This is a genomic window from Catenovulum agarivorans DS-2 (assembly GCF_000568405.1).
Lineage (GTDB): Bacteria > Pseudomonadota > Gammaproteobacteria > Enterobacterales > Alteromonadaceae > Catenovulum > Catenovulum agarivorans_A.
The window spans coordinates 95,412-111,191 of sequence record NZ_ARZY01000011.1; the positions used below are offsets into that span (position 1 = coordinate 95,412).

Below are 15,780 nucleotides of genomic sequence, written 5' to 3' on the forward strand. Positions count from 1 at the left end.
TTTGGTAAGTGACGGCTGCGTAAGCAGCGCGTTTTATTCTAGCTCTACAGCTGTAGTCGACGAATTCCCTGTTGTTTTATCAGCATACTGATAATCCAGCGTGAGCGGGCTTCCATCCAACAACTCATCAGAGTTAAAGTTTTCTTCAAATATCTCGTTAGTACCTTCGACATCCGAGAACACTCTGAAGTCATCAATCTCTAATTTATCTCCACCCTTAGTCTGAATTGAGAAGAACTTAGGTCCCTTGCCAAACAATCCAGCTACAGTGAACGCAGGGAACATACCATCCGTAATTTCGTTATGGCCAGACACTGGCACACCGTCAATCGTTAAACTTAGCTTAGGTACATTTTTACCATGTAAGTTAACCGTGTTGGCCATAGTGTCTGCAGTTGCATCCCAAGTGAGCACAAAGGTAGAGAACTGACCTTTAGTATGGGTTTGGTCTGCTACAAAAGTACTAGAGTTGCTTGCTGCATCATACAATTTGATCTGTCCGTTAGAGCGCAGAACCAATGCCAACATGGTTCGTAAATACTCAGTGCCTTTCCATTTGTGGCCATGGAATAGAATTTTGGCATCTTTATTTGAAGCCGAATTTTCTGAGTATCTCACTTTAAAGGTCGCCATGCCTTTTAATAGGTCACTCGTTGTCCCATCTCCATTGTCAATGGTTGGCATATTTATTACCCATTTGGCATCAGCACCATTGTTGTCGCCTACTTCAGCGGCAAAGTTTGGTACAGATGGGAAGGCAACAGCTGATGCCGCAGAGTTCGCAGTGGTTTTAGACGCTTGATAGTCAACTGTGATTGGGCTGCCAGCCAATAAATCATCGCTATCAAAACCTTCACTGAATACTTCCTGAGTACCTGCAATATCTGAATAAACTTTAAAGTCATCAATATCTAGCTTGTCAGTCTGTTTAGTCTGGATAGAGAAGAACTTAGGCCCTTTGCCAAATAAAGATGCCACTGTATACGCAGGGAAAGCACCATTGTTTATTTCAGCAGGCCCTGATGCAGGCTCACCATTGATTCTAAACCACAACATAGGTGCATTTTTGCCCTGTGAGTTAACCGTATTGGCCATTGTGTCAGCAGTTGCATCCCAGCTTAGTTCAAAATGAGTAACCTCACCTTTAACATGTTTTTGATCTAACACCACGGTATTAGCGCTGCCGTTGCCACTGGCATCATATAGTTTGATAGTACCGTCTGCTTTTAAGATCATCGCTAGCATGGTTCTAAGATACTCGGTACCTTTCCATTTGTGGCCATGGAACAACACTTTAATATCTTTAGTTGAATCTTCTGGGTATCGCAAAGAGAAGCTCGCTTTACCTTTTAAGATATCAGAAGTTGTGCCATCTCCGTTATCAATTGACGGTAAATCAATAACCCACTTCGCATCAGCGTCATTGTTACTACCAACTTGTGCGGCTAGATTTTTGCCCTCGGTAGACACAATACTAATTGGTAAAGTCTCGGTCGTACCATCTAACGCAGTCACAGTAATATCAACGTTATACGGTAAAGTTAAACCTTCATTGTTGATAGCATTGTCTAATGCATCTGCATCCGCCTCATATGTCCAATTACCCATAGTATCTATAGAGAACAGGCCATACTCAACTGGGCTATTATCTAATGCTTGGAAGCTTGCTTCCCATGCATTGGTGTCAGTTATAGTTAACTGACCATTAGCAACAGTTACCTTTTGATTGACTTGGCTCGACGAAACGCCATCTTCCAATGTTGGTAAGTTACTGATGGCTGCTGTTTCTTGCATAACAGGCAATATTGAAACATCAAAAGATGTTTGAGTGCCATCAACCGTTGTTAAAGTGATCGTATCCACTAATGGACTTGGTGCTTCACCAGTGTATTTTAAAGCAAGTACATCTGGGTTGGTAAAGTCAATATTGTATCGCCAGTTTCCAGCCGCATCGACTGTCACGCTGCCATAATTTAGCCCTTCAGCAGAGTCAATTAGCGGCATAAACGCAGCTTGTTGATAGTTAGGGTCGCTTACGGTTATTTCGCCCGCTGTAAGTCCGTCATTCAAACTAACTTCAGCCGCTGGGTACATAAAGGCATCTTGACCTTCACCTACTGTTGAGCCAGGTACTTTGTCAAACTCCGCAGGCTCTAGCAAGGTACCCGAAATGGTAATCGTTACTTTTTGTTCGTTACCTTCCAGACCTTTAGACAATACAGTGAAGCTATCTTCGACTTTTGGTACTAAATCTAAGTCAAGAAATGGGTCTTCGTAATACAAATAAGAGTCAGAGTTTGGATCGTATAAATCTTTCACTACCTGACGGCTATGGTCAAGCGCGTAGCTCCAACTTACTTTAGCAGGTTGTGCTTTCACCCCTTTCACAGCTTCAATACCGTTTTCTGGGTCAGCTTCAACCGCGGGTATCGCTCCGACAGGTTTAGAAACAGTCAAGGTTATGCTGCCGTATTTAGTATCAACACTCGCTTGCCCACCAGAAACGGCTAATGCATCCAAGTCGACTGAAGTACCTTCCATGCCCATGTGATCGTACAAAGTTGAAAACTCAGCTTCCGCTGGGTTTGCATCTGTCACTGTTGTTGAACGATTGTCAGCCGTTGGGCCATCTAAGCTCACAAAGTGTTCTGTACCATTAAATACAGAATCTTCATCTATCCCTTTAATCGTCACTCTAAAGGTTTTTTGCGTGCCATCCATTGTTCTTACTGTAAAGGTGTCAGTTAAATCAGTTGCACCAGTTGGATCGGCTTCCACCAAGTTCTTAATATCTGGATGCTCTGGCGTATCTGAGTCACCATTGCCACGATGCAGGGTATAGGTCCAATCACCAGCGGCAGTAATTTCAAGTTCACCATATGCATAGAGTTTAGGATTACCGTCTGCATCAACAATAGTATTGCCTTCTGCATTAACTGCTTCTCTGTGGTTAACTAAAACTTCTGGAATAAAGAGTGATTCACCAGCACTCGGATCTTCCACTATGTATCTGCCAGTTGGGTTTAATTGCTTATTGGCTTCAGCAACAAAGACCTCGGGCGCTGCCACTCTTTCTTGTACATTGCCTTCGCTGTCCTTCACCTCAACATAAAATTCAGGTACAGTTGAAGGGTCGACAACAAAGCCTATTTGTTGATCATCATTACTGCCGTCACCACACGCGGTTAAAGTCGCGGCAATTGATAAAGCTAATATTGTATGTTTCATGATTTGCCTTTAAATTCTTGTTGGTTATCCAAATGTCTTGTCAATTGCGAAATTACAAAGACGACTCTACGACCAGCACGTTATCTGTTGTGACATCACTATAACGTTGCGAACTCACCTCAATTAAAGGTGTGCCTTCTTCACTGTTTGAGAAAGTCTCTTCAAACACAGGCGCATCAAATTGGATATCAGCATCAATTTCAGAGAAGTATCTAATATCATCGATTAACAATGCACCCGCACCAGACTCATCTTCTTCGACTTCCAATCGCATTTGTTGAAGGCAACCGTATATGCTTGACCCTGCTAAGGTTTGTGCGAGGAATCTTTCATTTGGATTTACCGGAATCGCTTTATGGTCTGAGGTAATTTTTTCCCCATCAACCTTGAGCGTCATCTTCGGTCTGACATAACTATTTTTATGTTCCCAGGTCATTTCAATCAGTGTCCAATCATCTGGTTTTAACATTTGGTCAAACACAACTTTTTCGGTGATGATTCTATTATTGGAGTCTCTAGCATAATCATCCGCACCATTTTTATATGAGCCGCCTGGAACAAGTGCTGCAGACCACATAGCCAGTGTGCCGTCGAAACTGGCATACAGGTTGATCATTCTGCGCTGTTCAGTATTCCATCGACCACAGCCAAAACCTATATTGGCTTCTTTAGCTAAATCAGAGGTGGGTTTAAGTTTAAAAGTTATCTTGCCGCTTTCAGTGTCAGTCTTACTAATTTCATTTCCAAAATTGATTTTCAGTACACTCTCTTTGTCTTTAGACGTAGGCACTGATGCCGCAAAGTTTTTTGGCGCAGCGGTAATATTAACCTTAAACTCTTGAGTCGAGCCATCAACCGAGTATAAATTGAACGTCTCTGTCACTGGTGGTGGGCTATTGCCCTCTTCGTCTTCAACAAGATGCGCGAGGTCAGGGTGTTGTTTATTCAACTCATACGTCCACTTACCATCCGGTTCAATATTAATGCTGCCGTATTTAGGTACCGCATCTGGATACATTGGCTCGTCGTTATCATTTTTCATATGTGCCGCATCAATAAAAGCAGATTGAGCATAGTTTTCATCGTAGACCAATGCTCGACCAAAAGCAGTTGCTGCATCGCCCCCACGTGCAACGTTGGCGATAACCGCACCTTTAAACTCAGCCGGAATGCCTTCTTGAACACCTTTGATAACAAAGTTAAGTGTATTTGTTGTACCATCCAACGACGTTAGGGTAATACTGTCAGTCAGTTCGCCATTTGGATCATTCATAATGGCCGCTACCTCTTGATGATCAACGTTTAGCTCGTATGTCCATTCATCGTTGTAGTTGTCCGTACCTTCAAATTTATGCAAAGTAAAGGTGCCGTATTCAGCTGCGGTAATTTTGTCGTAAACAAATTCAGCTTCACCAAAGTTAACATCGGTCACACCCAAGGTACCAGATGCCTTGCCGTGCCCAGTTGTTAACTCAACGGTTAACCCTTCACCTTCGGTACCAAAAAAACCAACCTCGGTGCTAAATTCATTATTAAAATCGGCAGGAAGCTGCTTTTTGCCGCTATTGTCTATTTCACACGCACATAACGAGAGAATAGATAGTGTTAAAAGTGTTTTCTTCATTTTTTCGTTCCAATAAATTCTGTTTAAAAACCAATGCACTTCACGTGCAAATATTTGCTCTTAAAAACTATAATTCAGACCAACCGAGTAGATCCGACCGCTATAACGAATTCGACTGATGGCATCTTCGTTACCACCTATGTACTCAAATTGTTGGGTATTGGTCAGGTTATATGCTCGTAAACTGAGTTTCAGTTGCTTGGTCAAACGGTATGAAGTAGACAAATCTAAACGACCACCTGCAGTTTGCGTTCGGGCATCACTACCTAAGAAAGACTTATTGCCGCCAGCACTTAATAGTTTTTCATCTTGCCAGTTGTACGCTAAACGGATATTGAACCCCTTGTTTTCATAATAAGTAATTAAGTTATATGAATAAGGTGCGATCCGCGTCATTGGTTGTCCTTCACCTTCATCTAGGTCGATTTTAGTAAAGTTAAATACCCCACCAAAACCATTCCAAGGGTAAGGTAAGAAGTCTAATTTTTGTTGAACAGACAGTTCATAGCCATTTACAGTAATCGGAATATCACTGTTGTAAGTTGATTTAATAGTAACAAGACGGTCGGTAAACACATCGCCGTTTTCATCTTCAAAGTCACCTATTTCACGACATTCAGGAATGGCTTTACCTACATCAAGTTCTTGTAACGGTCCAACCCCCCACTCGTCTTCATTACCGATTGGACAGATGGTTGAAGTTTCTATTTTGCCTTCAATTTCCTTTTTAAACATACCAATGGCAATTGCAGAACCTTCGCGGTTATACCACTCTAACGACAAATCGAAGTTTTGTGATGTATATGGCAATACCTCAGCTTTAGAATTTTCCAATCTAACTCTGTTACCACTGGTCTGGAATTGTGGACTAGGTGACTGAGCTAACAAGTTTGGACGGACTAAACCTTTTGAATAAGCGGTTCGCAACATTACGTCATCAGCCAATTCAAAAGCTAAGTTTAAAACAGGTAATGTGTGGCTATAGTCATTTTCAGTCAGTACAGCAATGGCTTTACCTTCTTCGTCAAAACCTTGACCGAAAATATCATTGGTGGTTTCAACGTAACGCACACCTAAGTTACCTGTATATGGCAAACTGGCAACCTCACCTTCAAATTCACCCATCAAATAAACCGCATTTATGACCTGATCTGCGTTAAAGTTTAAGCGGTACTTGTCATTCAAGCCGTATGTAGGTTCATCTTCTCTATGGTCTAGTTTTACTGCAAAACCAGTGGGATCAGCTATCGCAAAATCTTCCACCAGATTGCCATCTTCATCGTAAGGCTTAAGTCCACCTTCTTGTAACAAGCCAGCTAAATTTTCCGAATTAAGGCGCTGCCAACCATTCTCATTGGTTATGTAATTAGGGTAGTCACCGTTAAAGTATTCGGCCTGATCTGCTGAATCTAAATCTTGACTAAATATTGTATCTTTATTGAGTGCTGCGACATTGATACCACCAGCACCAACAGCAACGTCATAAGTTTCTAATAACTGTCTTTCATGACGACCACCAAACTTCACTGAAAGTAATCGAAACGCATCACCGCCAATATCGACAAAACGTTTAAAGTTAAGCTCGCCTGATTCGTACTCCCTTTCAGGACGCTGCACGCGACCATGCGAGAAAAACTCGACACTTTTGCCGCCTAATCCATCAATTTTTTCCTGTCTTTTTTCAGGGTCTTCAGGTAATGCGCCGTCAGGGAAATCATCCAAGTTGTAAGGGTTTAATTTAGGATCCAATTTACTTGAATTCGACGTCAGCGGTACAGAGCTCCAACCGTTGGCACTTCTTTGCCATGCATCTTCAGGCTCAAGAGGGTTAAGCAGTGGTTGACCGTTGGCATCCGTTAGCGGATCACCATTTGAGTCTAACGCTGAATAAACATAACTATCCCATCCTTCAATAGATACCTGAGCTTTTTCAAGGTCACCTTTACCTGTATCAAAGTATGCAGTAATACCTGTTGGTGCATACTTTAAGCTGCTACCTGTTGCTGGATCTTTAAAACTCGCCCATGTTTTACTTTGATGGCGAATATCTAGTGCCGACTGTTGGAACTCATTTACAGAGCTTGATTTACTCACGGTGCCGTCAATCACCCAATCGTCGACTGAATAATTCGCGTATAAAAATATCCCTTTGGCCTCTTCGGTATAAGACATTAAACGCGTGGCTGGTGTGTAGTTAACATTGGAGATACTTGCAACTGTCGCCGCATAAACTGGAACAGTGGCTAAATCTGGATTATGAATATCAGGATTATACGAGAAGTTTTGATTGTCACTTAACTTGATAGGTCGGTCATTAATATCATCCGACAAAGTGACTCTTTGATCATAAAATGAGCCGTTTCTATCGTTTGATAACATGCCAACGTTAAAATCTTCCATGGTGCTTTCACCAAGATCACGTTTGGTGTACAACAAGTTGGCGCCAATTTTAAGTGAGTCTGTCACTTTGTATTCAATGTTACCCGTTGCAGAGATACGATTACCACGTGAATTTTCAGTAACTTGCGCCGCAGAACCTATCACTTTAATAATGGCTAAAGGTTCAGTGATGCCATGTAAATCTTTATAGGCTTGCAATGCCTCTGGGCTAATAAAGTTAGTGGCTTGGCTCGTGTTGTTTTCAATTGTATTTAACGCATTATAAGCTCTGAAATTTGCAGTATCGCGACGGAAATTTTGCTCTGAGCCGGCGACTTTCCATGCTATCGCTAATCTATCTTTAATTAGATGTTTTGAACCAGAAAATGCCAGAGTACTATTCCAAGTATCAGCAAGCTCTTCATATCGACTACCAAAGTTTAACGAGTAACGACCATCTGGTTTGCCTAGTGCACGTTGTAATTTTTTATCAACAATACCAGCAATGCCGCCTTCCTGCATGTCAGCCGTCGGAGATTTAACCACAGTTACACCGTCGAAAACGCCACCTTCAAATGAACCGAATGGGTTGGCGCCCCCCACCATACCCGCACTTCGACTGGGAGTTGCGAAGCCTTGGCCTTCAGCGGTTACTTTAACAAAACCACCTTTTAAACCACGTAAATTAATTTCAGCATTACGCTGACCATCATCTGTATTTAATTGAATACCGGGCAAAGCTTGTAATGCTTCACCTAAGTTAAGCGCAGGTAAACTATCGATATCGGTAGCTGAAATCGCATCAACAATAGAGGTTGCTTCACGTTTTACATTTAACGCATTTTCCAATGAGCTTCTGACCCCGGTAATTTCAATTACCTCGAGTTCTTCTTGTTCTTGTGCTCCGGTTAATGCAGAGTTTACTTCGGCTGCTATCACCGAAGGCGTAAACAAAGCCATAAGAAGACTTGCAGACCCACCGATTAAAGCAGCACGTTGCAAGTGTTTCTTCGTAGATTTTTTGCTGTTGGTCATGTTGTTGTCCTGTTTGACATTGTTATTTTAAACACTCTGTTTTCTTGCATTGCCAGCACCCCATTGCTGCTAAAGCGCGTAACAAGCATGAAATAGGTAGGTTGCAGCCACACGTTATGTCTAAACTGTGGCATCACCTAGTAGTGAAGAGGATTGATTGGTAAAAATTACTACCCCTTTCACTCACATTTTTTTAACCTTTAATAAAATAACAGCACATCCAGTCACTTTCAATCACAAACAGTATAAAATATAGTCAGAAAAACCCAAATATATAGATCTAAATAAAAATTACTGAATTAAAACAACAAGTTCGGCGAGGTAACAATTTAACAAAAATAATCAAAATTAAAGAAAAATGACGAGAGATTTATCTCTAGCCTGAAAATTGTTAGAAGGAAGGTTAGATTAGGCGCATAAAAAAGGCCTTGTATCACTACAAAGGCCTGTTATTTTTTATAATTGTTATTACAAAGCCTTACAACGATTCAACGCTTGTAAATAATAGAAATCACCATAATTTAGTGGTGAGTTCAGTTCATCGTTTGCAGGATAGTTACCTGTTGCTTGTTTTAGTAAGAAGTGGCCATTTTCACCTTTGTCAGCCAGGTAAGCAGGTGATGATAATGTGCGTAACATTTTCATCGCGGCATCGTAATAACGCTTAGACTCGGCACCTTCAACAAAAGTTGAAAGTTCTAACAATGCACTCGCGGCTAATGAAGCGGCAGATGAGTCGCGGTATAAAGTTGCATCAGGATATTTAGGTGCGTCGTAATCAAAATACGGCACTAAATCTTCAGGCATATTTGGGTGGGTTAAAATATAATTGGCAATGCCGCGCGCATGGTTTAAGAATTTTTCATCTTTCGTGTAACGGTAAGTAACTGTGTAACCGTACAACCCCCAACCTTGGCCGCGTGACCATGAAGAGTCATCTGCAATACCTTGGAAAGTTTGTTTCCAATTTGGTTTGCCTGTTTCTCTGTCGTAATTCACTAAGTGGAACGAACTGTAATCATCGCGGAAATGGTGTTCCATTGTGATGGTTGCATGGCTAATGGCCGCATTTTTATAGGTTGGATCGCCAGTAATTTCAGATGCGCGGTACAACAATTCCAAGTTCATCATGTTGTCGATAATAACTGGGAATTCCCAAGTGCCCCAGCTCCATGAGTAGGTAACACCAATCTTAGGGTTGTAGCGTTCCATCAAAGTTTTTGCTGCATTTACAATCACTTCTTCATACGCTTTATTGTTAGTTAAACGCAAACCATTGCCGAAGCTGTCATAAATAATAAAACCGATATCATGGGTTTTGCGGTTGTATTGATTATCTTTAAGTGCAAGCGTCCATTCGGTTGCTGTATCTAACCAAGTTTGATTTTGATTATGTTCGTATAAATTCCAAAAGCTACCCGCTACAAAACCGGTTGTCCATCCCAGTTTAGGATCAAACCTAGTTACGCCATTGCTGTACGATCTAGGTACTTTTGTTGGGTCTGTGTAGGCTTTTCGAAAGCCGTCGTATTGAATGGTTGCTTGGTCTAATGCCGCACTGCAAAATGCAGCGTTGTCTGCAGGCCAGTCGATCTTTTTAGAATACGTGACAGTGTTTGGCACTTTTTCTTTTACAGCCGGTGCACTGACTTGTTTATCCGTTGCACTGCATGCACTTAAAATACATGCAGCTATGATAGATGGAAGAAGATGTTTGTTATTAATCATCACAAAACTTACCTTTTTGTTAGTTCAGCTCTATATGATAGACGCTTTTTCGCAACTTTTCCTCAAAACAAACACATTCAATCATTTATAATCAAAATATAATTCATTCAATATTTACGACTTTGCCTAACTCAAAGTCATAAACATAAATAGGTGTTGGTTGGCCGCTGACCTCTGGCGCATGCTGCCAGATCACACTGGCGAATCCACTACTTAGTAAGCTTAGATCCCAAGTGATATAACCGCCTTCAATTTTGCTAAACTCGCCATCTAATTTCGGCAATGCAATTTTGTGCCACTGCTTAAAACCATCCACTCTGTCGGCATAATAGATATCAGCATTAGTTCGGCCAGCAAATGCGAACAATCTATCGCCTAGAAACTTTAAAGTCACATTGGATGCGTTAAAACTTGAAACTTCTTTACGCCATTGCCCAGATGTATCACGTATATAATGATGTACCCGCGCTGGTCCATCTGGTTTCGTTTTGTGGCTTAATAGCAAGTGATAATCACCGGTTTTCCTATCGATAACTGAGTTGTGCGAAACATTTGAAGGCCTAAGTGTAGTCGGAACATGTACTGCTTCTAGGCCAGGTGTTTCAACCGACAATACTTCGCCTTTTCGTGTATCAGCAACCAGCTGGCCGTGATTGTTGTACCATGTTAGCCCTTCATCATCGCTGTAGGTATAATAAATACCGTGATTGCAATCAAAACCGTTAACTTTGCCAGGGTTGCAGTTTACTGGGCGCTCTCGGAATACCCAGCTAATATGCATACGGCCGTCTTGGTCAAATTTAGGTCCACCACCAGCTAAATATGGTCCTCTTGTGGTTGGTTTGGTATTTCCATTAACATTTTTAGCAAATAAACCGTCTTGTGACGAAATACGCCGAATAAACTGCCATTCACTTTGCTGAGCATCGTAGCGAGCTAACTGCATTTTACCTTTGGCGGCACCGCCTTCACGAAAATACATTAACAAGTTGCCACTGTCTAAAGCATAAAACTTTGGGTAGGTGACTCGACCAACGGCATCATTGGCAAAACCTAAATTGCGCTTGAATTTAAAAACATTGTCATTCCACTCAATAGCTTTTGGGTTGTTCGCAACCCCCACAGCTGTATGAGCATAATTAATACGGTCTAAATTATGGTGGTCGAAGGAAATATGAATCACGCCGTCACTTTTTGAAACCTCTATCGCTTGGCGGTTATGCGCGTCTTCAGATGTTAGTCGGTATACTGGTAAGGTTGAATATTGCCAGTCGTGGTTCGTCACGTTACGTCTTGCGACCACAACTTCAGCAAACAAGTCACCATAACCACCACGGTCTTTTGCGGTGTAATAAATTACGTATTGATACCCTTGGTAAGTGACCGCTTGCGCACCCATTACCCCTGCAAACAGGGGTTTACCGTTGACTGCTCGGTCTGAACCATCTGAGGTGTGTGATTTTTTAACCAACAAGCTGCTATTGAGCAACACGGGCTGTGAATGCAATTGCAAAGTTGTCGGACCTTTCAAGTTGCTAGAGCTAGCAACAGAAGTATCGTTATTGGGTGATAACACACATCCTGTTAAATAAGTACACAGTAGCAGTGACAACACTTTTTTAAGTTTATTGATGGGCATATAGTCGCTCTATTTTTATTAACTGAACATATACAAGAGCAGGCGAAAATAAAAACTACTACCCCCACTTATAAAAATTATTGTATTAAATTGCCAATTTAAAATAGAAATTTCTGCAATTCTTCTCGGTTGTTTGGGTATCAATTTTCCACGCTTGTGACTTTACATATATAACCCAAATTTAATTTTGTAGACCAGAATAATCATGCTAATGCAAAAACTTAAAACAATTTGTTTGCTACTAACATTTTGTATATTACCAGCCTGTTCATTGGTCAGTGAATCAACTGACACTGCCGACAATAAGCCGCAGCAACTTAAAATAAATCAAGGTTTTGTAAACCCCATTGGCTTTTATGATGCAAAACCCAATTTTTCATGGCAGTTGCCCCAAATTGGGCAAAGTATTCAGCAAAGTCGCTATCAAATAGTAGTTGCGTCTAATCCTGAGCTGTTGCCCAATCAACCTGATTTATGGGATAGCCAAGTTGTTACTAGCAATCAAACAACCTTTATTGATTATCAAGGTAAAACACTTTCTTCAAGGCAAAAGGTTTATTGGCAGGTCAAATATTGGGATCAACATGCTCAGCCTTCAAATTGGAGTGAAATCGCCCACTTTGAGCTTGGTTTACTCTCCAACCAAGACTGGCAAGCACAGTGGATTGAAATTGAGAATCAACAGCCAATAAAGCTCAATAGATTTAAAACGCCTATCCATATACCGCAGCATTTACGCACAGAATTTGCGGCCAATAAAACCATCAATAAAGCGCGTTTGTATATAACCGCAAAAGGCGTATTTGAAGCTTTCATTAATGGCCAACGCATTGGAGATGATATTTTGACTCCTGGTTATACGCCTTATAAAAAGCGCATCGAAACATTAACTTACGATGTAACTAATTTGATAAACCAAGGCAATAATGCTTTTGGCATTCAGCTGGCAGAAGGTTGGTATGCTGGCCGTTTTGGCCCTAAACGCCATTGGCACAAAAAGCTAAATTTAACACCAAAAGTGTTGGCGCAACTCGAAATAGAATTTACGGATGGTAGCAAACAAAGGGTTATCACGGACAAAAATTGGCGCGCTACCCAAAATGGACCGGTTCGCACCTCTGGTTTGTACGATGGCGAACGCTACGATGCTAACTTTGAACTAATTGATAATAAAATAGCTTGGCATCAAGTGGGCTATTCAACGTCAAGCTGGCAAGCGGTAAAAACATCCACTCTTGAGCAAGATGTTTTACTCGCACCTAAACGCCACTTCACCTCAAAAAACAAAGAAGAATTACCTGCACTTAGCGTCACAAAAGTTGCAGACAAATACATATTTGATCTTGGGCAAAACATGGTGGGTGTGCCTCGGATAAAAATTCCAATGTTGAAAGGGCAAACGCTTAATTTACGTTTTGCCGAAGGCATTAATGCCGATGGTTCGCTGTACACTAGAAATTTAGGCAGCGCTAAGCAACTCGATTATTACACGGCTAAACAAGACGGCATCATAGAATGGCAGCCACAGTTTACCTTTCATGGTTTTCGTTATGTCGAGATAAGTGGTTTTGATCAAAGTTATCAACCACAAACCAGCTGGGTAACAGGTATTGTGCAATACACAGATTTTGCGCTTGCAGGTTCATTTGAGAGCTCACACCCACAACTAAACCAATTGCAATCCAACATAGAATGGGGATTAAAAGGCAACTTTTTAGATATTCCAACCGATTGCCCACAACGTTCTGAACGATTAGGTTGGACGGGCGACGCGCTCGCATTTGCCAATACCTCATTATTTGTCGCTGACAGCCATGCGTTTTGGGCGGCTTGGATGCAATCTATCCGCGAAGAACAATTTGAGAATCATGGTGTGCCCGTAGTTGTGCCAAACGAAGTTGGCGAAATTGTTCAAGCTGGATGGTCAGACGCAGCAGTCACTATCCCTTGGGATGTTTATTGGCGCACAGGCGACACTGACATCCTTGCTGAGAATTACGATATGATGACTCGATGGATTAAATATCATCAAAGCCAATTAAAAGATGGTATCAGCCATATGTGGACAGTGGGCGATTGGCTACAACCCTACTCAACTATGCCAGATTCAAGGCGCGGTGAAACCGACAATACCTTAATATCCAGCGCATTTTATGCGCGTTCACTCGACTTAGTTGCACGTACAGCCAAAGTGTTAGGTAAACAACAAGATTGGCAGCATTATCTAACATTATTTGAGCAAGCAAAACGCGACTTTCAACAATATTATTTCGACCAACAAGGGCAGTTAAAAGTAGGCAAACAAACACAAACCGCCTATTTATTAGCCATTGGTTTTGACTTGCTGGATGAGGAAACTACCCAAAAAGCAGTGCCACATTTGTTGGCCCAATTTGACGCTGCGGGCGGACATTTACGCACTGGCTTTTTGGGTACCCCATTGATTGCGCCAGTGTTAGATAAAGTTGGCAGAGCCGATGTAGCGCTAGACTTAGTCTTTAAACAAACTTATCCATCTTGGTTATATCCTGTTAGCCAAGGCGCAACCACTATGTGGGAGCGTTGGGATGGTTTTACTTTTGACAAAGGTTACGCCAAAAAAGCTGGCTCTCTTAACCATTATGCATATGGTGCAATCGGCCAATGGTTATATGACCGTTTGGCAGGTATTAGTCCATTAACTGCGGGGTATCAAACTATCCGCATCGCACCAATTGTCACCGAGCATCTGTCGTTTGCACAGGCAAGTTATCAATCACCTCATGGTTTAATTAGCTCAAAATGGCAACTTAACAATAGCACTGTCACGTTAGATATTGTTATTCCCGCCAATACCACAGCCGAGGTAAATATACCCACGCACATATATAACAAACAAGGCCAGACTACAGGTACTACAAAGTTATCAGACGAAGTCTATTTAAATGGCGAGCTTCTCAAACAGTCACTTTCCAGCAATAGCCAGCTAACTCTGGCTGCTGGAAAGTATAAAATAGAAGTGAAAAGATAGATTATGAACCAAAATGACTTATACCCAAGTTATTTAACTATGATGGATTTCACCATTGTCAACTAACTTGGGCAACAGACCAACATTTGCAAAAATTACCAGAGAAGAATATGAAAAAATTACAGTTAGTATTAGTTGCGTTTACCTTATTCGCTCAGCCTATATCCGCCGAAATTATCTGGTCAGCAGACCCAAATAAAAGCACCAAAGTAAGCGACTATTTTAAACGCTTTGACGATGGTAACTACCCGCAAGATTATTGTGTGAAAAAAGGCGATGAAAAAGGTGTGCCCTCATCTACAGTCAGCGTTGTAAACGACGCTAAATACGGCAAGGTTTGGCAAATAAATAAACCAATTGGTCGAAAGCGCGGTGAGTTTGCACGCTTTGAGGGGCAACTAAATTCATTATCGCCAAAAGAAGGAGATGATATTTATATTGCGTGGAATTGGAAAATTGACACTGTAGATGGTGCGAAAATTAATAAAGAAATTACCGTATTTCAGTGGAAATCGGCCGCGCCTCACAACCAAAATTATCCTATTAATATGGAATACGATGGTGATTTAACCTTAAACGCTTGGGGCCCAGATTACGTTGGCAATAAAAGCTATTCGTCTCGCCGCACTGTGTTGTGGCGAAAAGCACTACCACAAAATGAGTGGGTTTCTTTTATTGTGCGAATTAAAGTAAACAAAGATGACTTTGGCGGCTTAGTGGAGTTTTGGTTTAACGGCGAAAAACAGCAGCTGGATAACCTTGAATCAAAAAAATACCAAGTTAAATTATCTGCCGATAAAACAACCATGTACCACCGCACTGATGATGGCAAATTTGTTTACCCTAAATGGGGTGCATACAATAAAAAATCGTGCAAATATAATGTAAACGCTTATTTTCATGATATGAAGGTTGGCACAAGTTTACAGTCGGTGTTATCAGGTAATGGCAAATAGCAAGCAAATAATAGAGTTTTGGTTTAATGAATTAGAGCCTAAACATTGGTGGCAAAAAGACACCGATTTTGATCAAATGATTCAAACCCGTTTTGGCGATTTACATAGCCAAGCCAAAGCGGGCGAATTATTCACTTGGCGAACCACAGCGCTAGGGCCTGTTGATCTTTCGTGGACAAAT

General features: G+C 41.4%; 8 protein-coding genes. 3 read left to right on the forward strand and 5 right to left on the reverse strand.

Annotated features, from left to right (window positions below; all coding sequences use genetic code 11):
* Positions 1 to 33 precede the first annotated feature (33 nt).
* The 5 genes from DS2_RS07875 to DS2_RS07895 all read right to left on the reverse strand — a co-directional run bounded on the left by DS2_RS07875 (position 34) and on the right by DS2_RS07895 (position 11,633).
* Complete coding sequence (locus tag DS2_RS07875; RefSeq protein ID WP_035014169.1) at positions 34 to 3,228, reverse strand: VCBS domain-containing protein; 3,195 nt, start codon at positions 3,226 to 3,228, stop codon at positions 34 to 36.
* A 52-nt stretch (positions 3,229 to 3,280) separates the two neighbouring features.
* Positions 3,281 to 4,852 carry a VCBS domain-containing protein gene (locus tag DS2_RS07880; RefSeq protein WP_035014170.1) on the reverse strand — a complete coding sequence of 524 codons (1,572 nt, stop codon included), beginning with the start codon at positions 4,850 to 4,852 and terminating at the stop codon, positions 3,281 to 3,283.
* A 60-nt stretch (positions 4,853 to 4,912) separates the two neighbouring features.
* A complete protein-coding gene (locus DS2_RS07885; RefSeq protein WP_035014172.1) occupies positions 4,913 to 8,266 on the reverse strand; it encodes a TonB-dependent receptor in 3,354 nt (1,117 codons plus the stop codon).
* A gap of 468 nt (positions 8,267 to 8,734) precedes the next feature.
* Positions 8,735 to 9,994, reverse strand: a complete 1,260-nt coding sequence (locus DS2_RS07890) for a glycoside hydrolase family 88 protein (RefSeq protein ID WP_035014173.1) — start codon at positions 9,992 to 9,994, stop codon at positions 8,735 to 8,737.
* Positions 9,995 to 10,097: 103 nt separating this feature from the next.
* The gene (locus DS2_RS07895; RefSeq protein WP_035014174.1) at positions 10,098 to 11,633 is read right to left on the reverse strand and encodes a BNR-4 repeat-containing protein; all 1,536 of its coding nucleotides are present in this window, start codon (positions 11,631 to 11,633) and stop codon (positions 10,098 to 10,100) included.
* Between the two features lie 211 nt (positions 11,634 to 11,844).
* Between DS2_RS07895 and DS2_RS07900 the strand changes: the two genes are divergently transcribed.
* From DS2_RS07900 to DS2_RS07910, 3 genes are all read left to right on the forward strand, one after another.
* Positions 11,845 to 14,643, forward strand: a complete 2,799-nt coding sequence (locus DS2_RS07900; RefSeq protein WP_235188565.1) for a family 78 glycoside hydrolase catalytic domain — start codon at positions 11,845 to 11,847, stop codon at positions 14,641 to 14,643.
* A gap of 110 nt (positions 14,644 to 14,753) precedes the next feature.
* Positions 14,754 to 15,599 (forward strand): heparin lyase I family protein, encoded by an 846-nt coding sequence (locus tag DS2_RS07905; RefSeq protein WP_035014176.1) that lies wholly within the window; start codon positions 14,754 to 14,756, stop codon positions 15,597 to 15,599.
* A partial coding sequence (locus DS2_RS07910; protein WP_035014177.1) for a DUF924 family protein occupies positions 15,589 to 15,780 on the forward strand: 192 nt, incomplete at its 3' end. The genes DS2_RS07905 and DS2_RS07910, both read left to right, overlap by 11 nt.

What these genes read in the sequence shown, in the direction of transcription:
- DS2_RS07875 (WP_035014169.1), bottom strand. Translation starts at nt 3,228, where the DNA reads ATGAAACATACAATATTAGCTTTATCAATTGCCGCGACTTTAACCGCG.
- DS2_RS07880 (WP_035014170.1), bottom strand. Translation starts at nt 4,852, where the DNA reads ATGAAGAAAACACTTTTAACACTATCTATTCTCTCGTTATGTGCGTGT.
- DS2_RS07885 (WP_035014172.1), bottom strand. Translation starts at nt 8,266, where the DNA reads ATGACCAACAGCAAAAAATCTACGAAGAAACACTTGCAACGTGCTGCT.
- DS2_RS07890 (WP_035014173.1), bottom strand. Translation starts at nt 9,994, where the DNA reads ATGATTAATAACAAACATCTTCTTCCATCTATCATAGCTGCATGTATT.
- DS2_RS07895 (WP_035014174.1), bottom strand. Translation starts at nt 11,633, where the DNA reads ATGCCCATCAATAAACTTAAAAAAGTGTTGTCACTGCTACTGTGTACT.
- DS2_RS07900 (WP_235188565.1), top strand. Translation starts at nt 11,845, where the DNA reads ATGCAAAAACTTAAAACAATTTGTTTGCTACTAACATTTTGTATATTA.
- DS2_RS07905 (WP_035014176.1), top strand. Translation starts at nt 14,754, where the DNA reads ATGAAAAAATTACAGTTAGTATTAGTTGCGTTTACCTTATTCGCTCAG.